This is a genomic window from Floccifex porci (assembly GCF_009696175.1).
Classification (GTDB): domain Bacteria; phylum Bacillota_I; class Bacilli_A; order Erysipelotrichales; family Erysipelotrichaceae; genus Floccifex; species Floccifex porci.
The window spans coordinates 24,411-46,696 of sequence record NZ_VUMM01000010.1 but is presented as its reverse complement, the minus strand read 5'-3'; the positions used below and the strand labels follow the sequence as shown (position 1 = coordinate 46,696).

Sequence of the window (22,286 nt, the reverse complement as noted above, 5' to 3'; positions counted from 1 at the left end):
AAGCTCTGTACCGATGACTATGTCATTTTCTGAGACAGCGGTTTGAGGGATTTGGAGCAGTTGCAAGCGAAGCAGGGCTGATCTTCGGAGATTTTGATTCCTACGAGAATCCCCTCCTTGATGTAGAAACCATCGTTCTGCCATGTGAGAAGGACGATACCGGTACTGTGTTTGCTGTCAAAGAAGCAATTAAGAGAGGTTTCGATAACTTCCTTTTGATTGGCGTTGTCGGCGCATGGCTTGACCATACACTTGGCAATGTTTCTACCCTGCTGTACCTTGATTCCCTTGGGAAGAAAGGATGCATTATAGACGATTATTCCGAAATGGGAATCGTATCTGACAAGCCAGTTTCCATCTGCGATCAGTATGCGTTCTTCTCTTTGCTGAATATCACCGGCTGCGCCAAAGGCATCGCCATTACCGGAGCAAAGTATCCATTGTCTGACACAGAGATTTCCTGTGAATACCAGTACGGTGTGAGCAATGAAGTGTTACCCGGAGAAATGGCAACCGTGTCCTTTGAACACGGAAAACTACTCTTGATTAAGATTCAAAAAATAAACGCATAGAAAAACTGATGAATCCCACTTCTGTCCAAGTTGGTCAGAAGTGGGATTTTTAACTTTCGCCCAACTTGGTTGGAAGTGCATTTTGAAGTTTTTTCTTGAAATGCTTCTAAAAATATCTTTCTCGTCGGCTACCACTTGAAAGGAAATCTCCTGCACAGGGTTCGAAAATGAAAGCTTTTTCTGGCGGTATATGAGGGCGGTTCCAAAAAGTGTTTACAATACCGTCGATAATTCGGCGCTAAATGTTCTAACTAGTAGAGTTTTTTTTTTCGCCACCGTTGAAAACCGCACTTTGAAATTCCGAATATAGTGAGAGACATTCAGAAACTTGACGAACGAGTGATGTATCTGTATAAAGGTGGTACAGCGGCAAGCGAAGACAGAAGATCCACATTGAATATGACGGCATCGGCTTTATCCCTTTGGAGGAACTTTCGAAAAAGGAAACGGCGTGACTGAAGTCACGCCGTCCCTTGAAAACAGTCGTTTTCAAGTATTTTTCAAAATAACTGTTTTACGAATCCCCGTCTAATCTCCCGCTTTTTCTTTGACAGATGATACACTTTCTCCTATACTTCTTTTATGAGTTATGATTCATTTAATAGTCCATATGGCGATTTCATACTCGAGGAAAAGAATGGTAAAATTGTTAAGATTTATCCTGGAAGTCTAGAAAATAAGGAAACAAGCTTTATTTGTACATTATGTAAACATCAGCTTATTGAATATTTTGAAGGAAAAAGAAAAGAATTTGAAATTCCTTTTGATGTTTCAGGAACTTCTTTTCAGATAAAAGTATGGAATGAAGTATTAAAAATTCCATATGGCCAAACAAAGTCTTATCAGGAAATCGCATCATTAATAGGGAATCCCAAGGCAAGTCGTGCAATAGGAATGGCAGTGCATAAAAATCCCATTCCATTTATTATTCCATGTCATAGAGTGATTGGAAAAAAAGGTAAATTAACAGGATATGCATATGGTTTGTCTTTTAAAAGAGAATTATTAGAAATGGAGAAAAAGCATGATTGAAGAATTTAAAAAAATTAATAATCAGCGTCAACAAAGAAAATATCTGGATAAATTAGCCATTCAGATCAAAAAAATGGAAATGAATGAAACCTTAATGAAGGATATATTGGAATTTGATGCTTATTTAGAAAACAATCATTACTACAATATTTATGAAGGGTTGTTTGAAGATGTTGTTGTAAAAGCAAAAATGTATCAGCTTGAAAGAAAAAACAATCAATTGAAAAAAGAATTAAGTTCTTCTCAAATAATAAAACTGGAAGAGATTTGTAAAGAAGCTTTTCATTATGATAAAGCCATTGAATGCATCTGTTATGATAGAAATAAAAAAGAAATTCAATCCGTATTGATTCAAAGTAATACATTACCGGATTTAGATTTATTAAAAAAATCGCACATTCAAAGTGAATATGCGATGATTCAGGCATTTATCCAGAATGGTTCAATTGTCCTTAAAAAAGGATTGCGTACTCTTAAGAAATATACATCACTTTCCTAAGCAGAATTTAGAAAATAAAGTATCCAGCAGATCTTCTCGGTGCACTTCACCGAGAATTTCTTTTAAATGGTCATGAGCCATTTGAATATCAATTTCAACTAGATCCGGTTCCATTCCTATTTCCATTGCCTGGTAAGCTCTTTCCATATCTTCTTTAGCATTCATTAATAAACCAATCTGTCTTTCATTGGATAAAACGGGATTTTCAATTAATAAATTCTGATCATATAGATTCAGTATCGCATCCAGTAAAGGCTGTATTTCATGTTGTTTTGCACTGATGCAGATTCCATCGTGTTTATTCAGATCCGATTTATTATAAACAATCAATCGCTGTTTATCTTTTGTCATTTCCATTAACATCTGATCTTGTGAATCTAATGGAGAACTTCCATCCAGAAGTAAGATCACAAGCTGTGCTTTTGATAATTTTTCCTGGCTTTTTTCAATCCCAATCTGCTCAATTTTATCATCGGACTGGCGGATACCAGCTGTATCGATTAAATTCAATTGAAGGGAACCAATATGAATCTTTCCTTCGACAATATCTCGTGTTGTTCCTGCAATATCGGTTACAATGGCTTTGTCTTCATCCAGCAAAGCGTTTAATAATGAACTTTTACCTACATTTGGTTTTCCTACGATTACTGTATCGATTCCTTTTTTATACATCTGCCCACTTTGCGAACGCTGTAAGATCTGATCAATCTGTTCCAGCCATTTTTTTGTTTTCGGCTTCAGTTCACTGGTTGTCAATTGTTGAACATCTTCATATTCTGGATAATCAATATTGACTTCAATCTGGGCAATGATATCCATGATTCCATCAATCAAAGGCTGTAATAATTTTTTAACGCTTCCCTGAATTCCATATATGGCCATTTTGCTGGCGGTATCATTGGAAGCAGATATCATATCCTGTATCGCTTCTGCCTGAGATAAATCAATTCGACCATTATAAAAAGCTCTCATAGAAAATTCGCCTGGTCTTGCAAGAGTGGCTCCATTGGATAAAACAAGAGATAATATTTTTCGAGTGATGAATACACCACCGTGGCAATTGATTTCAACAACATCTTCTCGTGTATAGGTTTTAGGGGCTCTGAAAATGGAAACCAGGACCTCATCAACTGGCTGATTGCCATCCATAATAAAACCATAGTGAATGGTATGACTTTTCGCATCAAAGATATTCCCTGAAAAGAGTTTTTGCACAATCGAAATGGCTTCATTTCCAGAAATACGAATAATTGAAATGGCACCATCCTGTAATGGAGTAGAGATAGCTGCAATGGTTTTTTCAAACATAGACTTGACTCCTTTCGTCTATTTATTTTAACATAACTAGGATAGGAAGTGAAAACATGCTTGAATTTAATAAGAATGAAACCGATAAAATTGTAAAAGCGTTTAAGGAAAATAAAATACTGGCATTTCCAACCGATACCGTATATGGAGTCGGAGTCAGGATGGGAATCGATAATTTAAAAAGACTAAAACAGATAAAAAATCGAATGGAAACAAAACCAATACCGGTTATGTGTGCCAATGTCAAACAGATTGAACAGATTGCCTGTGTAAATGAAAATATTAAAAACATCATCCAGAATTTTTTACCAGGAGCTTTAACTTTAGTATTGCCTGTTAAAGATTTACCAGAAGAATTTACCAATGGACTTTCGACCATTGCGATTCGCATTCCCGATGAACCCTTTTTATTAAAAGTTATAGAGGCATTGGAAACTCCTTTATTTGTGACCAGTGCCAATCAGTCTGGCAGCCATACATCTTTAACTTATGAAGATGCAAAGAAACAGTTACCGGATTTAGATGGAATTGTATATGGAACATGTAAAGAATTAGAAGCTTCTACCATCTTAGATTGTATAAATATGAAAATTCTTCGTAAAGGTCCCATTTCAATGGAGGACATTCAAAACGTATTAAAATAAAAAGTCAGATCTCATTTCTGACTTTTTATTCTTCTTCAATTTTACTATCAATGAATCCATCTTTGATTTTATCCAGATCGTTTGGATTTCCATTTCCATACCAGATCATATATCCTTCATAGTCTAGATCATTGATTCCATAAATTTCATTTTTAATATCCTCACTGCTGCATGAATATCCCTGGATCCATGTTCGATAAATACAGGAGGATTCAATTTTATCCAGCTGACGCTTAACGACACTGGAGAACTGTTTTAATGTTTCTCTAGGTTTTTCTGTTGGATCTTCAATTCCCATAGAACCTTTTGAGAAATGATCCAGATAGGGCATTGGACTGATGACATCTACAACCGAAGCCATAGCTGGAAGAAATTGTCCAATATCCTGATCATCTTCGGCAACAACAGGCCATCCGAAAATATCTGCAGCTACATAGACCTGATAATCCATTAAAGAGATTTTTGCATACATTAAAAATCCCTGCAGAGCACTGACTTTGCTCTCGTTGTATTTATTTTTAAAATCAATGGTCTTATCCAGTGAATTCTGTAGCGTTCCATCTGGAAAACGTACATAGTCAAACTGGATTTCATTGACATTGCACGCAGCTACTTCTTTGGCAATGTCCACATTGTACATCCAGGCTTCACGCGAATAGGCAGATGGCCAATAGGAATTGTTATGAAGTAAAAGATTTCCCTGTTTATCTGTTAATGCAGCGTTTTTATCGTATTGAGCAAACAGCGGATCTTTAAAGGTTACCAGACGGGCAATGATGTAAAAACCTTCATCCTGAAACTCTTTAAACAGTTTACTAAGTTCTTTCTGACTTAAAATGGCATAGTCACATACAACATTTGATGTATTCATATATTTTTCTGGAACATCGGATTTATACCATAGATAGCCTTCATCACCTTTTAATTCTATACAAAGAGAATTAATAGAAGTTTTCTTCTTTAAATCCATAAAATATTCTTTATGAGCAACCAGAGTATCTAAATTGGTATGAACACAATTGATATCGGTACGAATTGGATTGTCTGGATAACTGACTTGAGCGAAAGGTTTATAGTCTACTTGGGTAATATAGGCATTCTTTGAATAATTTTTTCCATAATACTGGTCCCAGTAGGTAGAATAAACAACGGAACCAGAATAAGTTTTATTGGCCAGTTTTTCAGTGGTTTCTACATAATTTCCATTGATCCAGTACGTTTTATCTTCTTTTTCAACTTTATACCAGTTTACAACTCCAGTTTGAGAATTTAAATCTTTCCCAGAAACTGAAACGACTTTTAATTCTTCGCCTTTATTTGCGATTACAGAGCTTAACTTTCCGTTTTTTTCCGAATAAAGGTTAACCAGACGTCTAGGATAAACATATTCTGTCTGAACACATTCATCTAAAGAATCGGCTAAATAATGATTATCGATTGTAAATATCTTGTTTTCATAACGTACAGTACTTTTAGTCTGTTCTGTTTCACGTACTTCCACTTCAGTTCCTCTAGGAAGTTTTAAAACATCTTCTACAATTTCACCATCTTTTTTATAAGGGATTTTAACGACTATGATATTTTCACTGGAAACAATGTATTTGGTTGGATGAAGAAATTCAGATAATTTTAGACAGCTAAACAATCCTAAAATTAGAATACAGGATACAAGAATGGCAATCTGAATAAAACGAAGCCATTTCACGTTTTTATATTTCATAAGATAAGTCCTTTCATATAAGATGAGGATAATTCAACTGAATGGTATCATAATTTTTTTAAATTTGTCAATTTATGACAAAATTGGTGTATTTTCAAGGTTCATAAATTTATTCTTTCCTATTTCATGATATAATTATAAATATCTTTTTTGAGAGGATGAAGTGTATGAAGAAAAGCATTGTATTGATTACTGGAATGTCAGGAGCTGGTAAAACAAGTTCAGTGAATGCGTTGGAAGATATGGGATATTATTGTATTGATAATTATCCAAAAGAATTATTACCAGAATTAAAAAATCTGATTATGAGTTCAGATGTTTACAATAAAATTGCCTTTTCAGTCAGTGCAATCAATTATGGCCTGTTTTATAATTTTTTTGAACAGATGGATGTTCAGTTACGGGTTCTATTTTTAGATGCCCAGGATGATGAACTTCTGCTTCGTTATCGATTTACCAGAAGAGTTCATCCCTTAATTGCTTTTGGGCTGGCGGATACTTTAGAAGAAGCTATTGAAAAAGAAAGAAGATATTTTCAGGAAGCCTGTTTTGAAGCCAATCATCTGATTCGTATTGATACCACAAAGATGAAAACATCAGAATTGTCCAATCGCATCCGCAATCGATTCAAAGAAAATCAGGAAGCTATATTGACTATTACATTTCAGTCTTTTGGATTTAAACAGGGTATTCCTTTGGATGCCGATATCATTATGGACGTTCGATTTTTACCAAATCCATTTTATATAGAATCTTTAAAACATAAAACAGGAAACGATCTGGATGTCTATCGTTATGTAATGGAAGACAGTCATACAATTGAATTCTGTGAAAAATTGAAAAATACTCTGGATTATACTTTTAAAGAATACAGTAGTCAGAACCGTTCACAGCTAATCGTTGCCATTGGCTGTACAGGTGGCTGTCATCGTTCTGTTTCTATCTGTAACTGGTTATATGATACTTATAAATTGACGTATCGATGTTTTAAATCTCATCGAGATATTGGAGTGAATGAAGTATGAAAAAGATTGTCGTGATTGGTGGAGGAACGGGATTGAGCAGTATGCTCATGGGAATGAAAAAAATTCAGGATGTTGCCTTAACGGCTATTGTTACCGTTGCGGATGATGGAGGAAGTACAGGACGTATTCGAGATACATACAATATCCCAGCTGTTGGGGACATTCGTCATGTTCTATATGCAATGGCTCAGGATGAAAATGAAAATCTTTTCCGGGAATTATTAAATTATCGCTTTCAGGGAAATGAAGATGTAGGTGGGCATAACTTAGGAAATCTGATTTTTTTAGCTCTGATTGATATTACGGGTTCTTTTATTGGGGCCATTCAGGCACTTAGCCAGGTTTTAAATATTAAAGGACGTATTGTTCCCAGTACTTTGGATAATGTGACTTTGTATGCCATGATGAAAGATGGAACAAAAGTCAGAGGAGAAAAAAACATTCCCATTGTGTGCAATTCCATCGATCGTGTGTTTTATCAGGATAAAGTAGTGGCTTATCCTCAGGCAATTAAAGCCATTGAAGAAGCTGATTTGATCATTTATGGAATTGGTTCTTTATATACTTCCATTTTACCAAATCTGATCATTGAACCCATTTGTAAATCTATACAGAATAATCCATGTCCGAAAATTTATTTCTGCAATGCGATGTCACAGCCAGGAGAAACGGATGGATATTCTGTAGAAGATCATATTCGAGCCATAGAAAAACATTCTTTTATGAATAGCGTAGATGTTGCCATTGTGAATGAGTCTTATATTCCAAAAACAATACTGGAACGATACGCAAAAGAAAATTCCAGTCCCGTTCGTTTAAAAGAAGCCATTCATTCTTATGCCATTATTAAGCGTAATCTTATTAAATTTGATACACAGGGACGCATTCGTCATGATGCCAATGCAGTAAAAGAAATTATTGAAGAATTGATCAATCAATTGTAGGAGGGAAATATGTCTTTTACAGCCGATGTAAAATTTCAAATCTGCCAGGAAGAATTAGACGATTCCGATTCAAAAGTTCAATTGTGTGCTTTGTTTTTAATGAAAGGATCGGTCCATATCAACTGGCAGGGGATGTATCTTTCGTTTCAGAGTGAAAATGCAGCCATTTCAAAACATGTATTTAAGCTGTTTAAGTCTATGTACGATGTGAATCCGCGTTTATCCATTCTGAAAAAGATGCAACTGAAAAAAAATAATATTTATCGAATCCAAATTTATGAAAAAGCACAGGAAATTTTAGAAGACCTTCAGATTATGACCGATACTGGACTTCATTCCTGTCCACCAAGTAAAATGATTCGTTCAGAAAAGAAAGCCAGAGCGTTTCTTCAGGGGTGTTTTTTAGGAAGTGGAAGCATAAACGATCCTAAGACGACCAATTATCATCTGGAAATGTCAACTTCAGATGAACACTTTGCGAATCTGATTGTAAAAGCAATGGAAAAATTCTATATTCCTGCAAAAATTACCATACGTAAAAACAATTATGTTGTTTATATCAAGGCAGGTGAGAAAATAGAAGATTTTCTACGCTTATGTAATGCATCAAAAGCTTTGATGGATTTTGTAGAAACCAGATCTTTAAGAGATTTTTATAATAGTATGTCAAGACTGGATAATTGTACTTTGGCAAATGAAGTGAAAACGATAAAAGCAGGAAAGAAACAGCTGGAATATATTGAAGCACTAGAAAAAAATAAAACAAAAGTAAAAGTAAGTGAAAAAATACAGAGAGTGATGGAAATACGAAAAAAATATCCAGAAGCCAGTTTGAATGAATTGTGTGATGAATGTTATCTGGAATATGGAGAAGTGATTTCAAAATCAGGTATGAAACATCGTTTAAATAAAATTAAAGAAATGGCAATGGAATTTATGGAGGAAAAAGAGTGAAGAAAAAATGGCTGGCAGGAATCCTATGTATACTGATTTGTTGTGGATGTTCAAAATCGATTGTATTGCAGAAACAGACATTTACAATTGAATTGGGAGAAGATGTATATGCCAATCCTGCTTTATATGTAAAAGATGCGGAAAAAGTCAATGTGTCGAAAATGAAAGTGATTTGTAAAACAAGTGGAGTCAACAAAAAAGACAATCGTTTTGTGACAGGGAATCAGGATTATCTGGTTACAGGGGAATATGATTTTGTCTTAGAAACAGGAAATCAGGACATTTCTTTTAAAATTAAGATCAAAGATACCAAACCACCTACGGTTCAAAAAACAGTTCATGAAGTGAATGTAACATCGGGTTCTCTTGTTGACTGGTCCAGCTATTTTCCAGCCACTGATATTTCAGGTGTTTCTTATTCAACTTCCCCTGTACTGGATACAACCAATCCTGGAGATTATACGGTCATGGTAAAAATAGCAGATCGTTTTGGAAATGGCAGTGAATACGAAGTTGTTGTACATGTTTTATAAAAAGATTATAATCAGTTTATGACAAGAGCTGATAAAATTTTGATATGTATTATTATGCTGGCATCAATTGTAACTTTGATTCCAATTTTTAAGAATAAAATGGATTCAAATTATGTGACCGTAAAAGTTTCCAATCAGGAAGTGCTATCTCTGGATCTGTCTAAAGATGGAACCTGGGATGTAAAAGGAACTTTAGGAACGGTTACCATAGAAATCAAAGATCGTAAAGTAAGAGTGGTTCAGGAAAATTCACCACAGCATTTATGCTCAAAACAAGGGTTTGTTTCCAGTCCCAATGTGCCAATTGTTTGCCTGCCTAATGAAACCGTTGTCCAGATTGAAGGATCGGATGAAGAAATGGATACGGTGATACAATGAAAAAAATGATTTATTTAAGTTTTTTGATTGCGCTTGGTATTGTGTTTCAAATAGTTGAAAGCTTTTTATCTCTGTCCTGGATCGTTCCGGGATTTAAAATTGGTTTTGCGAATGTATGCAGTGTCTATGCGCTTTATTTATGGGGATATAAAGAAATGTGCATAGTCAGTATCATGCGCATATTTTTATCTTCTTTACTGCAGGGGACTCTGTTTTCGATTTCTTTCTGGTTATCTTTATCAGGAGGAATTCTTTCTTTGCTGGCTATGGCAATATTATACAAGTTAAAAAAATTTTCAATATATGGAGTGAGCATTGCAGGTGCCTGTTTTCACAATATAGGACAGGTGTTTGCGGTATGTATGATCTATCAGCAGTTTTTTATGCAGCTGTTTTTACCTTTATTACTGGCATTATCCAATGTCAGTGGATTCTGTATCGGTTATTTAACCTTACAGATTATAAATCGAACGAAAGGAAGGATACAATATGGCAACTTATAAATATACTCCAAGTGGAGTCTGTTCTTCTCAATTTATTGTAGAAGTTGAAGATGGAATTATTCAGAATATTGTGATAAGAGGAGGATGTCCAGGTAACTTATTAGGAATCTCCAGGCTGGTGAAAGGACGTAGTATAGAATCAGTAATTTCCGACTTAAAAGGTGTTCGTTGTGGTGCAAAACCTACTTCTTGTCCAGATCAGATTGCTCGTTGTTTGGAAGCAATCTTAGAAAAACAATAATGGCTGACATTTTTCTTCAATCCATTAAAGAGATTGAACGACGAAGCAAAGACAATGTTTTAATTTTTTCCGATGTTTTAACGGAAAGATTGACAGAATTGGCTCAGGCAATGATTGATGCCAGAATGTCGGATAACGATTACATTAAATTATGTGAAGTATACTGGCTTTATTATAAGAAGGAAAATAATGTACAGGGAATGTTGTTCTGTCTGTTAAGAATTCAGCAATTGATTCAATATAAAAAAAAGACACGTTTTCAATTTTTATTTCCTTCTTTAACATTTTCAAATCAATTAGATACGGATACAAGATCTTTTTTACTGGAAAAGAAATATGAATATAAAATTCGATATCATCAGTTTAAGAAAAAATTAGCTGTAATTGATATGATTTTAATGATTCTTCTTCTTTATATACTGATACTGGTCTTTCATATTTCATTTTTTAGAGGATGGTTTTTTACAGTATGGATAGGATTTGGAATATATTTTATCGCAACTTTTTATATATTTGATCGTATTCTGGAATCTTCTATTGAAAGTTTGCGAAAAAATATTCATCCCATTCATGCAAAAGTGGATATTTCAATACAAAAGGAACAATGATTATGAAAATACTGGTATGTGATGTTTGTGATTTTGAACAGGAAAAATTAAATGAAATAAAAAAGAATTGTGAGGATGAATTAATTCTTACAAATGAGCCTCTTTCGCTATCGTTACTGGATCAGCAAGATTCTATAGATGGAATTTCTATATTGGGTTATTCTTATGTGGATGAATCAATTTTAGATAAAATGAGTGAAAAACAGATTCGATATTTATCGACAAGGACCATTGGATATGACCATATTGATGTGACATATGCAAAATCAAAAGGAATTCATGTATACCATGCTTATTATGATCCTAATAACGTTGCGGATTTTACAATCATGCTGATGCTGATATTGCTTCGCAAGGCGAAAGTATCTATCTGCCGATCTCTTGTCAATGATTTTTCATTGGATGGCTTACAGGGAAGAGAACTCAGATCGTTAACGGTAGGGGTTATTGGTACAGGTAAGATTGGTTCTACAGTCATTAAAAATTTAAGTGGATTTGGCTGTAAGATCATTGCCTATGATCCATTTGAAAAAGAGGAAGTGAAACAATATGCAAGTTATGTTCCTCTGGATGAATTGTATCAAAAATCAGATATAATTACTCTTCATATTCCTTTGACTAAAGAGAATTACCATATGATTCAGGCAAAAACCATTGATAAAATGAAAAAAGGTGTTATTTTGATCAATACTGCAAGAGGGCAGCTGATTCATACAAAAGATCTGATAGATGCTCTAGAACAGGAAAAAATTGCTGGGGCGGGAATTGATACTTTAGAAGAAGAAAATGGTGTTATGCATGAACATATTGGTGTGCGTATTATTGACAATCGAGATTTATTGTACTTAAAACAGTTTCCAAATGTGGTATATACACAACATTATGCGTTTTATACAAAGGAAGCCTGTGATTCTATGATTGTTTGTGGAATCCGTTCCATTCAGGATGGATATCATCAAATAAAGACAATTTGTGAAATTTAGAAAGAGAGAAACTCTTTCTTTTTTTTATAAAAAGATCTTTATTATTTATAACAATATTCGGAAACGAATTTTAATGTTTTGGTTGGATTTTCAAAGTAAAAGGAGTATTCTAAAAGTATAAGAAAACGCTTACATTGGTTAATGCGTCGATCAGGACGTACAGATAAAAAAGAAAAGGAGAGAAATAATAATGAAAAAGAATTTTTTATCGTTAACAGTTTCAGTTGCAATGGCTGGAACAGTACTGGCAGGATGTTCTTCTGGTTCTAAGGATTCTGCTGGAAAAGTTTACTGGTTAAACTTTAAACCAGAAGCAGATGAGGCACTTCAGCAGATTGCGAAAGACTACAAAGAAGAAACAGGTGTTGAAGTGAAAGTCGTTACAGCTGCATCTGGTAAATATCAGGAAACTTTAACAGCTGAAATGGACAAATCAGAAGCTCCTACATTATTTGTTGTTGGTAACCAGGCTGCGGTTAAAACTTGGGGTGACTATTGTTACGATCTGAAAGATACAGATGTTTATAAAGAATTAACTACAGATGACTTTACTTTATACAATGGAGAAGAAGTAGCTTCTATCGGTTATTGTTATGAAACATTTGGAATTATCGTTAATAAAACATTATTAGCTAAAGCCGGATATTCTGTTGAAGATATTACTAACTTCAATACTTTGAAATCTGTAGCGGATGATATTCATGCTCGTGCTGGTGAATTAGGATTTGATGCATTTACATCAAGTGGTATGGATGATTCTTCATCATGGCGTTTTACAGGACACTTGGCTAACCTTCCATTGTATTATGAATCTGTAGATGACAACTGGACTGAATGTCCTGCTGAAGTAAAAGGTACTTACTTAGATAACTTCAAGAACATCTGGGATTTATATATTACAGATTCAGCTGTTGATAAAACAACTTTAGCAACTGGTGGTTACGATGCAGAAGCTGAATTTAAAGATGGAAAAGCTGTATTCTATCAGAATGGTTCTTGGGAATATTCCGCATTATCTGAAGTGTATGGGGATGATGAAATGACTATGATTCCTATTTATACAGGTGTTGAAGGAGAAGAAAACCAGGGATTATGTTCTGGTACTGAAAACTGCTGGGCAGTAAATAAAAATGCTTCTGAAGAAGATATTAATGCTACATTGGATTTCATGAAATGGTTAGTTACTTCTGAAGAAGGAACAAAAATGATGTCTGAACAGTTCGGTGAAATTCCTTATAAGAATGCAGCTGAAAACAATAACGTATTCTTTAAAGCTGCAAATGAAGCATTAGAAGCTGGTAAATACTCTGTAGCATGGGCATTTAACTATACACCAAATGTTGATCAGTGGCGTTCTGGTATGGTAGCTGCCATGAATAAATATGACAATGGTGAATCTTGGGATAATGTTGTTTCTGCATTCGTTGATGGATGGGCAACTCAATATAAAGCTGCTAACGAATAAGATTTAAAAAGTTCAATTTATGGGATGAACGCATTTATTGTTCATCCCTGTTTTAATAAGAGGAGAAATTATGAAAAAAAAGAAACGAAACAATGACAGTGCGGCGGTCAATTCCAAGCTGATCCGTAAACCAATTGAACGTTGTTTTTTGATCTTCCTGGCTCCTACTTTAGCTGCTTTTACCATCGGATTTGTCTATCCATTTCTAAAAGGATTCTATTTATCTTTTTGTAGTTTTAAAACAACTTCCGATGCGACTTTTATAGGACTGGGAAACTATGTTAAAGCTTTGGGTGACCCTTCATTTACACATGCATTCTGGTACACTGCCTTATATGCAATTGTATCCTTATTGCTGATCAATATTATTGCTTTTGTGATTGCCTATGTATTAACTCAGGGAATTAAAGGTGCTAATATCTTCCGTACGGTATTCTTTATGCCAAACTTAATTGGTGGTATCGTACTGGGGTATATCTGGAGCATGATTTTTAATGGAATCTTATCTCGTTATGGAACATCTATTTTAATGGAAACGAGATTTGGATTCTGGGGCTTGATCATTCTGATGTGCTGGCAGCAGATTGGTTATATGATGATCATTTATATTGCTGGATTACAGGCTATTCCACAGGATATGATGGAAGCAGCAAAAATTGATGGTGCCAGTCGTATGCAGACACTATTCCATATTACCATTCCAAATGTAATGCCTTCTATTACAATCTGTATGTTCCTGTCACTGACAAATGCGTTTAAATTGTTTGATCAGAACTTAGCTTTGACCAATGGTCAACCGTATGAATTCTTAGCGGATGGTTCAGTTGTTAAGACAACCGAAATGCTGGCTTTAAATATTTATAATACATTCTATGGACAAAATACGGCGGCTCGTGGAACAGCACAGGCTAAAGCAGTAATATTCTTTGTACTGGTTGCAGCAATTTCAATTGCGCAATTAAGTGCAAACCGTAAGAAGGAGGTGCAGCAATAATGGCAAAACAGGCAAAAATAAAAGGTGATGGAAGATCAGTTGGAAACGATAAAAAGTTAAAAACGACTTTAACGATCACTTTTTCTATTATTTCTATTGTTTATGTATTACCAGTATTCTTTGTATTGCTGAACTCTTTCAAAGCAAATACATTTGTTAAAACAAGAACTTTCGCATGGCCAGATTCAGAAACATTTGTAGGATGGTCAAACTATATCAAAGGATTTACGTTTGGTAACTTTCCATTTATGAAATCTGTCTGGTATTCATTTATTATCACAATTGTATCTACGATCCTGATTTTATTGTGTACATCTATGGCAGCCTGGTTTATTGCTCGTGTCAATAATCTGTTATGTAAAATCTGTTATTACTTGTTTGTATTCTCAATGGTTGTACCATTCCAGATGCTGATGTTCACTTTATCAAAGACAGCTGATACTTTACATTTAAATACACCATATACAATACCAATTATTTATCTGGGATTTGGAGCTGGACTGGCGGTCTTCATGTTTTCAGGATTCATTAAGAGCATTCCTCTGGAAATAGAAGAAGCGGCAGCAATTGATGGTTGTGGACCGGTTCGTACATTTTTTAATGTTGTGCTTCCAATGTTAAAACCAACTATGATTTCAACAGGTATTCTTGAAATTATGTGGATCTGGAATGACTATTTACTGCCTTATCTGGTATTGGACCGTACAAAATACATGACCATTCCAATCCATATTCAATATTTGCAGGGAAGTTATGGTTCTGTTGATTTAGGAGCCATTATGGCTTTAATCACTTTAAGTATTATTCCAATTATCATTTTCTATTTAACTTGTCAGAAATATATCATTGCCGGTGTAGCGGCTGGGGCTGTTAAAGGTTAATATGGAACGAAGCAGTGGAATACTAATGCCTATCTTTTCACTTCCTTCCAATTATGGAATTGGTACACTAGGAAAAGAGGCATATGAATTTGTTGATTTTTTAGAACAGGCCGATCAGAAATACTGGCAGATTTTACCTGCTGGATCTATCAGCTATGGAAATTCACCTTATCAGAGTTTTTCTTCTTTTGCGGGTAATCCATATTTTATTGATTTAGATTTATTGATTGAAGATGGTCTATTAGAAAAAGAAGAAGTACAATCAAAAAAATGGATGAAAACTTTGGATAAAGTGGATTATGGCAAAATTTATCAACATCGATTTGATATATTATTTGAAGCTTATAAACGAGGAATTCAAAAAGATTATGATGAATTTAAATCGTTTGTGAATGAAAAATCAAAATGGATACATGAATATGCTTTATTTATGGCATGTAAAAAACATTTTGATATGGTAGCCTGGTCAAACTGGCCAGAAGATATTCGTCTTCATAAAAAAGAAGCTTGTTTAAGATATAGAGAATTATTAAAAGAAGATGTAGAATTTTATCAATACATCCAATATCTATTCTTTAAACAATGGAATCAATTAAGAAATTATGCTCATTCTAAAGGAATTGAAATTATTGGAGATATACCTGTTTATGTAGCTATGGATTCTTGTGATGTCTGGAGCGAACCACAATGGTTCTATCTGGATGAAAACAATGTGCCAATTGAAGTGGCAGGGTGTCCACCGGATTCTTTTAGTGCAGATGGACAATACTGGGGAAATCCACTATATCGTTACGATGCGATGAAACAGGACGGATATGGATGGTGGATTCGCAGAGTTGATGGAGCTTTCCAATTGTATGATGTTGTTCGAATCGATCATTTTAGAGGTTTTGAATCGTATTGGGCAATACCATATGGAGCGAAAAGCGCTAAAGATGGACAATGGAAGAAAGGACCTGGAATGTCATTGATTGGTGTATTAACTTCCTGGTTCTACAATAAACAATATATTGCCGAAGATTTAGGAGCCCTGACGGAAGAGGTAATTCAGCTGGTTAAAGATTCACATCTGCCAGGAATGAAAGTCTTACAGTTTGCTTTTGATTCTAGAGAATCGGTTAATTATTTACCATATACATATGATCGAAACTGTGTCTGCTACATTGGAACACATGATAATATGACATGTAAACAATTCTTTGATCAATCGCCAGAAGAGGACGTATTATTCGCAAAACAATATTTAGGATTGAATGAAGAAGAAGGTTATGTATGGGGTATGATTCGAGCTGGTATGGGATGTGTCGCAGATCTGTTTATCTGCCAGATGCAGGACTATCTGGAATTGGGACAGGAAGCACGTATCAATTTACCAGGAACAGCCAGTGACAACTGGGAATGGCGAATGAAAAAAGGTCAGAATACAACACAATTGGCAAAGAAAATTGCTGAGTATACAAAACGTTATGGCAGAAGCTGCCATAAAGATTAGAGAATGGAGGAATAATAAATGTCTGGATTATCATTACAGCACATTAAAAAAGTGTATCCAAATGGTTATGAAGCCGTTCAGGATTTTAATCTGGAAATTGAAGATAAAGAATTTATTATTTTCGTAGGACCATCAGGTTGTGGTAAATCCACAACATTAAGAATGATTGCTGGTCTTGAGGAAATAAGCAGTGGAGATTTATATATTGATGGAAAACGTGTCAACGATATAGAACCAAAAGATCGTGACATTGCCATGGTTTTCCAGAGCTATGCTTTATATCCACATATGACAGTTCGAGAAAATATGGCATTCAGTTTAAAAATCAAAAAGACACCAAAAGATGAAATTGATAAAGCCGTAAATGAAGCAGCCAAAATTCTGGATCTGGAAGAATTAATGGATCGTAAACCAAAAGCCTTATCTGGTGGACAAAGACAGCGTGTGGCAATGGGACGTGCCATTGTTCGTCATCCAAAAGTATTCTTGATGGATGAACCTTTATCAAACCTGGATGCGAAATTACGTGGACAGATGCGTGTTGAAATTTCAAGACTTCATCAAAGACTGGGAGCCACAATTATCTATGTTACCCATGATCAGACGGAAGCCATGACTTTAGGTACACGTATTGTCGTTATGAGCAAGGGAAAAGTAGAACAGATTGATACACCACAGAATTTATATAACTATCCAAAAAATATGTTTGTGGCTGGATTTATTGGATCTCCTCAAATGAATTTCTTAGATGCTAAATGCATTGAAAAGAATGGACATATCATTCTTCAATTAGGAGACTATCCAATTTCAATTCCAGAAAGAAAACAAAAAATCTTGAAAGAAAAGGGATACGTTGGAAAAACAGTTGTTTTAGGAATTCGTCCTGAAGATTTATATGTAGACAATTCGTCTGTTGAAAAATTTAAAAATTCAATGATTCAATCTCAAATTCGTGTATATGAATTATTAGGAGCTGAAGTTTGTCTGCATTTTGATTTTATGGGTGTAACAATGACGGCTCGTGTTGAAGCAGATACTCCATATCGCAATGGAGATACAGTTACATTTGCACTGGATCCAGAAAAGATTCATATCTTTGATAAGGATACAGAAATCACTATCACAAATTAAATTAATTTTATAAAATGAAAAGCGAAATAGTTTATTTTACTTCGCTTTCTTTTTTTTTGCTGAATTGTATTTTTCTTCCCATAATGAGGTAGAATCAATTACATCGTCTTCTCCAAATAAATACCCATAATAATTGGTTTCTACAATCTGTTTTGAAAAATTTACTTTGTTTTGAGCCAGCTGACACATTTTTGAAATATATTCATCATCCACTTCGATTCCTTCATTGGCAAAGAATTCTCCTGTAGAGTTGCTGTAATATCCTTTTTCACTTAACCAGCTGTAATTGTTCCATACCACAAAAGGAGTCTGATTTGAAAAAACATCTCTTCCTACTAATAATCTTGAATCGTATTTAAAGCCAAATAAATTGGATAGTGTAGGAAGATCATCCAAAGAATATACAGGAGTATCTATTTCACATTGTAAATCTTCATATTGTTTTCCTTTTTCTAAACAGCCAGACCATATAATTAAAGAATTATGATCCTGGTCAGGTTGTGTCATAATGGTATGTCCATATAAATCCTCAACATAATTCACAGTATTACCATAGACTCCTTCTTCCAGTTCCATCTGATAACATAAATAATAGTTTGTGACACCCTGATATTTATTTCTGGTTACTTCCAAAACCTTATCCAAATGCTCAGAAACAAAAGCAGTGTTTGGATAATATCCAGAATGTCCACTCACTGTCATGTAATAGATACTGAATGGCTGTGAATCGATATAAGTATCTAAAGTCGTAGAAATCATAGTTTCATCATTTGGATATTCAATTCCACATATAGTTTCTAATCCATTTCCTGTACCCAATATTTGTTATAACCTAAATTTTCATGAGTCAGATTTCGATCATAGAAATCATAATTTCTATTATGATAGGCCTTTGTATAATATCCCAGACGCTGCATCTGGTTTCCAACTGTAAAATAATTATTATTGGCAGCAGTATCCAGAATTGTTTGAATTCCATTGGTTGGAACCAGTCCAAATAAGAAAGAAAATTCACCAGTAGAAGTACTTCCGCCCCAGGTTAACTGATAATAATCTGAAAAATAAAATCCTTTTCGGGATAAACGATATAAAGATGCTGTTAATTCTTTAGAAATAACAGCATCTGAAAAAGCTTCTGCACAAATCATAATCAGGTTTTTTCCTTTAAAGATTCCGGTATAATCATTTTGTGAAGAAGGAGCAAGACTGGCAATATATTCATTCATTTGTTTATAGGGATCATTTGTCTCGTTTTGAGCCAGTTCATTAAAATCTATATCACAAATATTTTTATCGTATTCTTTTTCTTCTTTTATTTCTTCAATCTGTTGACTATCAACCACTAAAGAAACATCTCTATGCCCATTTAGATGCATACTGGTCAACAAACCAAAAGTTTCAGTTGCTGTATTAAATTCAAATTGGAATTTATAGCGACCGGAATTGGAACCAATGGATGCAAATAGAATGGTAACCATAAATAAACACAAACTCAAAATAAAATTCATTACAATGGCAGGCCATTTATATTGATAAGTCGAATATTTTTTTGCTTAAAAAGCAATATAAAATAGAAGGAAATAAATATAATACAATCACAAATAAACCAGAAAAATCTGTTTAAGCATATCGGATGTAAAACCGGTTGTGACTCCATCAGCTCCTTTTAAAATCGAAGAAAAAGGCATATAAACCTGAAATGTATTTTTTACAATGCATTCAATAATAAAAATTAAACTGGAACTGCATAAAATAAATAAAGTGATTCCCCGATTGATTTTTTTAATAAATAATATATAAAGCAGTTGCACAATAAACCAAAAGAAATTCCAAATAAAATAGGATATAATAGATTGGAAAAAAAAGTCCAGTATGAGTAAAAATTCTTAATAACAGTTCGTAATATACAAATACAAAACTGAATAAGCCTAAATGAGATAATTGTTTCCAGCTTAATAAGAAATGATTTTCTGATACTCTCATTGAAGAGAAAAATCTGTGCAGGTATTTAAAAAAATGTTTGGAATATACAATTAGAAAATGAAAAATTTTATTTAGATATTGATAGATAATTTTAAAAGTATTCATTATATAATTCTCTTTCTTAATTCTTTTTTGGATTATTTTAATATACATTTTTTTTAAATGGAGGTAATTTATGCATATTTTTTTAACAAGTTCTCCTACAGGAGATTTAGATGGATCCAGACCCGTAAAAGGTATCGATTCATTCAATCAATTTTTATACAATTTAAAAAAACTCTGGAAACATTCTTATCGATGTGCATATATCTGTGCTGAATTTAAATCTTATGATTCCAATGATGAAGCGGTACAGTTTTTTAAAAAAGCATTTCAAGATTCAAATCTTTTCTTTTCCTGTTTTGACTGTATAGATAATCGAAATCATGAAAAATTAGATTATGATGTGATTCTTTTAGGTGGAGGACATGTTCCCAGTCAGAATCAGTATTTTAAAGACTATAAAATTAAAGAAAAATTAAAAGAGTTTGATGGAATATTAATAGGTATCAGTGCGGGGTCTATGAATTGTGCAAATATTGTATATGCAATGCCTGAAGAAGCTGGTGAATCTATAAATCCAGGATATCAGCGATTTCTTACAGGATTGGGATATACAGATACACAAATCCTTCCACATTATCAGATGTTAAAAGAATCCGTACTGGATGGAAAACGATTATTTGAAGATATTGTGTATCCTGATAGCTATAATCATAGCTTTCTATGTTTAGTGGATGGATCATATGTATATATTCATGATGGAATAGAAACTGTATATGGCTTATCTTATAAGATCCAGGATGGCAGGCTGGAATTGTTTCGTGATCACAATGAACATAGAATTCTTAAAATTTGTGAATAATAAAGGATATGATATAATTTATTGAGAAAGTTGGGAAGTATATGAAATCAGTTTTAGTTGTAGGTATAGGAAGATTTGGACGACATTGTGCTCGTGAATTAATGTCTTTGGGACATGAAGTTATGGCAGTTGACATAAATGAAAAGAATATCGATTCTATTGCCAATGATGTATCCAGCGCTCAAATAGGAGATGCGACCGATCCGTTATATATGGAATCTTTAGGAATATCTGATTTTGATATGTGTGTAATCTGTATTGGAGATAATTTTCAGGCTTCTTTAGAAGCAACCAGTTTATGTAAAGAATTAGGATGTCCTTTTGTAGTCGCAAGAGCAGCCAGAGATATTCATCGAAAATTTCTTTTGAAAATGGGAGCCGATCAGGTAGTATATCCCGAAAGACAAATGGCAATCTGGACTGCCACTACATATAGTTCGGATCATGTTTTTGATTATATCCAGCTGGATATGGATCATGCGATATATGAAGTAGATATTCCTTTACCTTGGCAGAATAAAACGATTTTAGACATTAATGTACGAAAAAAACATAATGTGAATATTTTAGGATTAAAAATTGATGGAAAATTAATGTTGTCTATTACTCCAGATACAGTTTTAAAAAAAGGGATGACGATGTTGATTTTAGGAACGAAAAAAGACATTCAGAAATGTTTAAAGTATTAAGAGGTAATTATGATTCAAAAACAGCTTTGGTTTGAAAAGGCAAACGATTATCGAACATTGCATATTTATCTACCAGAATCTTATTTTAATAGTCATCAGGAATATCCAGTCATGTATTTTTTTGATGGACATAATTTATTTTTTGATGAAGTGGCAACCTATGGAACCTGCTGGGGATTAAAAGATTTTCTGGATACATGGGATAAAGATCTGATCGTAGTTGGATTAGAATGTGGTCATAAGAAGAATGAAAGAATGAATGAATATCTGCCTTATACAGTTTCAAATGGATTTTTAAGTGAATATACAAGTCTGGGAAAGGAAACATGGAAATGGATCTTAGAGGAAGTAAAACCATATATTGATTCGCATTATAGAACTATTCCTTTTCGAGAATGTACAGCTATTGCAGGATCCAGTATGGGTGGATTAATGTCATTGTATGGACTGATTCACTATAATACATATTTTTCAAAAGCGGCTTGTGTGTCCAGTACCATTGTTCCTTGTATAAAACAAATTGAAAAAGATTTAAAACACATAAAATTATTTGAAGATACAAAAGTCTATTTAAGCTGGGGAACAAAAGAAGCCTTTGGAATTTTGAATGAGTCAAGTTTAGATACACATTCTCTAACATATAAATGCAATAAAAAAATATATGAATTACTGAAGGATAAATCACAGATGTTCTGTCAGATACAAGGAGGACATTGTGAAGCCGATTGGGCAAAACAAGTTAAAGGATTTATGGAATATTTATGGAAAAATAAAGACATACAGAATGTATGGTAGGAGGAACT

Annotated in this window: 26 protein-coding genes; 21 read left to right on the top strand and 5 right to left on the bottom strand. The window is 33.9% G+C overall.

All coding sequences use genetic code 11. The features are described from left to right. Positions 1–29 precede the first annotated feature (29 nt). The 3 genes from FYJ50_RS06220 (at position 30) to FYJ50_RS06210 (ending at position 2,103) form a co-directional block, all read left to right on the top strand. Positions 30–572 (top strand): thiamine diphosphokinase, encoded by a 543-nt coding sequence (locus tag FYJ50_RS06220; protein ID WP_205946454.1) that lies wholly within the window; start codon positions 30–32, stop codon positions 570–572. Between the two features lie 582 nt (positions 573–1,154). After that, entirely contained in the window at positions 1,155–1,604 is a 450-nt protein-coding gene (locus tag FYJ50_RS06215; RefSeq protein ID WP_154460222.1) for a methylated-DNA--[protein]-cysteine S-methyltransferase, read from the top strand. Next, the gene (locus FYJ50_RS06210; protein ID WP_154460221.1) at positions 1,597–2,103 is read left to right on the top strand and encodes a hypothetical protein; all 507 of its coding nucleotides are present in this window, start codon (positions 1,597–1,599) and stop codon (positions 2,101–2,103) included. Before FYJ50_RS06215 ends, FYJ50_RS06210 begins: the two co-directional genes overlap by 8 nt. Here the strand turns inward: FYJ50_RS06210 and mnmE are convergent. Further along, entirely contained in the window at positions 2,092–3,411 is a 1,320-nt protein-coding gene (mnmE, locus tag FYJ50_RS06205) for a tRNA uridine-5-carboxymethylaminomethyl(34) synthesis GTPase MnmE (protein ID WP_154460220.1), read from the bottom strand. The two genes, FYJ50_RS06210 and mnmE, sit on opposite strands and share 12 nt — an antisense overlap. A 56-nt stretch (positions 3,412–3,467) precedes the next feature. Between mnmE and FYJ50_RS06200 the strand changes: the two genes are divergently transcribed. Beyond that, a complete protein-coding gene (locus FYJ50_RS06200) occupies positions 3,468–4,055 on the top strand; it encodes an L-threonylcarbamoyladenylate synthase (RefSeq protein ID WP_154460219.1) in 588 nt (195 codons plus the stop codon). A gap of 25 nt (positions 4,056–4,080) precedes the next feature. Here FYJ50_RS06200 and FYJ50_RS06195 read toward each other — a convergent pair whose 3' ends face one another. Next, positions 4,081–5,775: a putative glycoside hydrolase gene (locus FYJ50_RS06195; protein ID WP_154460218.1), complete on the bottom strand. Its 1,695-nt coding sequence runs from the start codon at positions 5,773–5,775 to the stop codon at positions 4,081–4,083. A gap of 167 nt (positions 5,776–5,942) precedes the next feature. On the opposite strand from FYJ50_RS06195, the gene rapZ reads away from it, so the two are divergent. The 14 genes from rapZ to FYJ50_RS06125 all read left to right on the top strand — a co-directional run bounded on the left by rapZ (position 5,943) and on the right by FYJ50_RS06125 (position 17,907). Next, a complete protein-coding gene (gene rapZ / locus FYJ50_RS06190) occupies positions 5,943–6,800 on the top strand; it encodes an RNase adapter RapZ (RefSeq protein ID WP_154460217.1) in 858 nt (285 codons plus the stop codon). Then, positions 6,797–7,744, top strand: coding sequence for a gluconeogenesis factor YvcK family protein (locus tag FYJ50_RS06185; RefSeq protein ID WP_154460216.1), 948 nt, complete (start codon positions 6,797–6,799; stop codon positions 7,742–7,744). Before rapZ ends, FYJ50_RS06185 begins: the two co-directional genes overlap by 4 nt. A gap of 9 nt (positions 7,745–7,753) precedes the next feature. Then, positions 7,754–8,698: a DNA-binding protein WhiA gene (gene whiA / locus FYJ50_RS06180; RefSeq protein ID WP_154460215.1), complete on the top strand. Its 945-nt coding sequence runs from the start codon at positions 7,754–7,756 to the stop codon at positions 8,696–8,698. Then, entirely contained in the window at positions 8,695–9,231 is a 537-nt protein-coding gene (locus FYJ50_RS06175; RefSeq protein ID WP_276984045.1) for a hypothetical protein, read from the top strand. The genes whiA and FYJ50_RS06175 overlap by 4 nt, the downstream gene beginning before the upstream one ends. An 18-nt stretch (positions 9,232–9,249) precedes the next feature. Next, complete coding sequence (locus FYJ50_RS06170) at positions 9,250–9,609, top strand: NusG domain II-containing protein (protein ID WP_154460214.1); 360 nt, start codon at positions 9,250–9,252, stop codon at positions 9,607–9,609. Further along, on the top strand, positions 9,606–10,112 hold the full coding sequence (locus FYJ50_RS06165) for a Gx transporter family protein (protein WP_154460213.1): 507 nt from the start codon (positions 9,606–9,608) through the stop codon (positions 10,110–10,112). Before FYJ50_RS06170 ends, FYJ50_RS06165 begins: the two co-directional genes overlap by 4 nt. After that, the gene (locus FYJ50_RS06160; RefSeq protein WP_154460212.1) at positions 10,099–10,353 is read left to right on the top strand and encodes a TIGR03905 family TSCPD domain-containing protein; all 255 of its coding nucleotides are present in this window, start codon (positions 10,099–10,101) and stop codon (positions 10,351–10,353) included. The genes FYJ50_RS06165 and FYJ50_RS06160 overlap by 14 nt, the downstream gene beginning before the upstream one ends. Beyond that, on the top strand, positions 10,353–10,961 hold the full coding sequence (locus FYJ50_RS06155; protein WP_154460211.1) for a hypothetical protein: 609 nt from the start codon (positions 10,353–10,355) through the stop codon (positions 10,959–10,961). The genes FYJ50_RS06160 and FYJ50_RS06155 overlap by 1 nt, the downstream gene beginning before the upstream one ends. Positions 10,962–10,963: 2 nt before the next feature. Next, positions 10,964–11,944, top strand: coding sequence for an NAD(P)-dependent oxidoreductase (locus FYJ50_RS06150; RefSeq protein WP_154460210.1), 981 nt, complete (start codon positions 10,964–10,966; stop codon positions 11,942–11,944). 190 nt (positions 11,945–12,134) lie between these two features. Continuing rightward, entirely contained in the window at positions 12,135–13,409 is a 1,275-nt protein-coding gene (locus tag FYJ50_RS06145; RefSeq protein WP_154460209.1) for an ABC transporter substrate-binding protein, read from the top strand. Positions 13,410–13,479: 70 nt separating this feature from the next. Then, a complete protein-coding gene (locus tag FYJ50_RS06140) occupies positions 13,480–14,403 on the top strand; it encodes a carbohydrate ABC transporter permease (RefSeq protein WP_154460208.1) in 924 nt (307 codons plus the stop codon). After that, positions 14,403–15,284 carry a carbohydrate ABC transporter permease gene (locus FYJ50_RS06135; RefSeq protein ID WP_154460207.1) on the top strand — a complete coding sequence of 294 codons (882 nt, stop codon included), beginning with the start codon at positions 14,403–14,405 and terminating at the stop codon, positions 15,282–15,284. The genes FYJ50_RS06140 and FYJ50_RS06135 overlap by 1 nt, the downstream gene beginning before the upstream one ends. 1 nt (position 15,285) lies before the next feature. Next, positions 15,286–16,776 (top strand): 4-alpha-glucanotransferase, encoded by a 1,491-nt coding sequence (malQ, locus tag FYJ50_RS06130; RefSeq protein WP_154460206.1) that lies wholly within the window; start codon positions 15,286–15,288, stop codon positions 16,774–16,776. Between the two features lie 18 nt (positions 16,777–16,794). Continuing rightward, on the top strand, positions 16,795–17,907 hold the full coding sequence (locus FYJ50_RS06125; protein ID WP_154460205.1) for an ABC transporter ATP-binding protein: 1,113 nt from the start codon (positions 16,795–16,797) through the stop codon (positions 17,905–17,907). Between the two features lie 36 nt (positions 17,908–17,943). Here FYJ50_RS06125 and FYJ50_RS06120 read toward each other — a convergent pair whose 3' ends face one another. From FYJ50_RS06120 to FYJ50_RS06110, 3 genes are all read right to left on the bottom strand, one after another. Then, entirely contained in the window at positions 17,944–18,726 is a 783-nt protein-coding gene (locus tag FYJ50_RS06120; protein WP_154460204.1) for an LTA synthase family protein, read from the bottom strand. Continuing rightward, on the bottom strand, positions 18,705–19,385 hold the full coding sequence (locus tag FYJ50_RS06115) for a sulfatase-like hydrolase/transferase (RefSeq protein WP_205946451.1): 681 nt from the start codon (positions 19,383–19,385) through the stop codon (positions 18,705–18,707). The genes FYJ50_RS06120 and FYJ50_RS06115 overlap by 22 nt, the downstream gene beginning before the upstream one ends. A 117-nt stretch (positions 19,386–19,502) precedes the next feature. Then, the gene (locus FYJ50_RS06110; RefSeq protein WP_154460202.1) at positions 19,503–19,718 is read right to left on the bottom strand and encodes a hypothetical protein; all 216 of its coding nucleotides are present in this window, start codon (positions 19,716–19,718) and stop codon (positions 19,503–19,505) included. A 347-nt stretch (positions 19,719–20,065) separates the two neighbouring features. Between FYJ50_RS06110 and FYJ50_RS06105 the strand changes: the two genes are divergently transcribed. From FYJ50_RS06105 to FYJ50_RS06095, 3 genes are read left to right on the top strand one after another with little or no spacing between them, the layout of a single operon-like run. Next, positions 20,066–20,794, top strand: coding sequence for a Type 1 glutamine amidotransferase-like domain-containing protein (locus FYJ50_RS06105; protein ID WP_154460201.1), 729 nt, complete (start codon positions 20,066–20,068; stop codon positions 20,792–20,794). Positions 20,795–20,835: 41 nt separating this feature from the next. Further along, a complete protein-coding gene (locus FYJ50_RS06100; RefSeq protein ID WP_154460200.1) occupies positions 20,836–21,483 on the top strand; it encodes a potassium channel family protein in 648 nt (215 codons plus the stop codon). Positions 21,484–21,492: 9 nt separating this feature from the next. After that, a complete protein-coding gene (locus tag FYJ50_RS06095; RefSeq protein WP_154460199.1) occupies positions 21,493–22,278 on the top strand; it encodes an alpha/beta hydrolase in 786 nt (261 codons plus the stop codon). Positions 22,279–22,286: the final 8 nt, after the last annotated feature.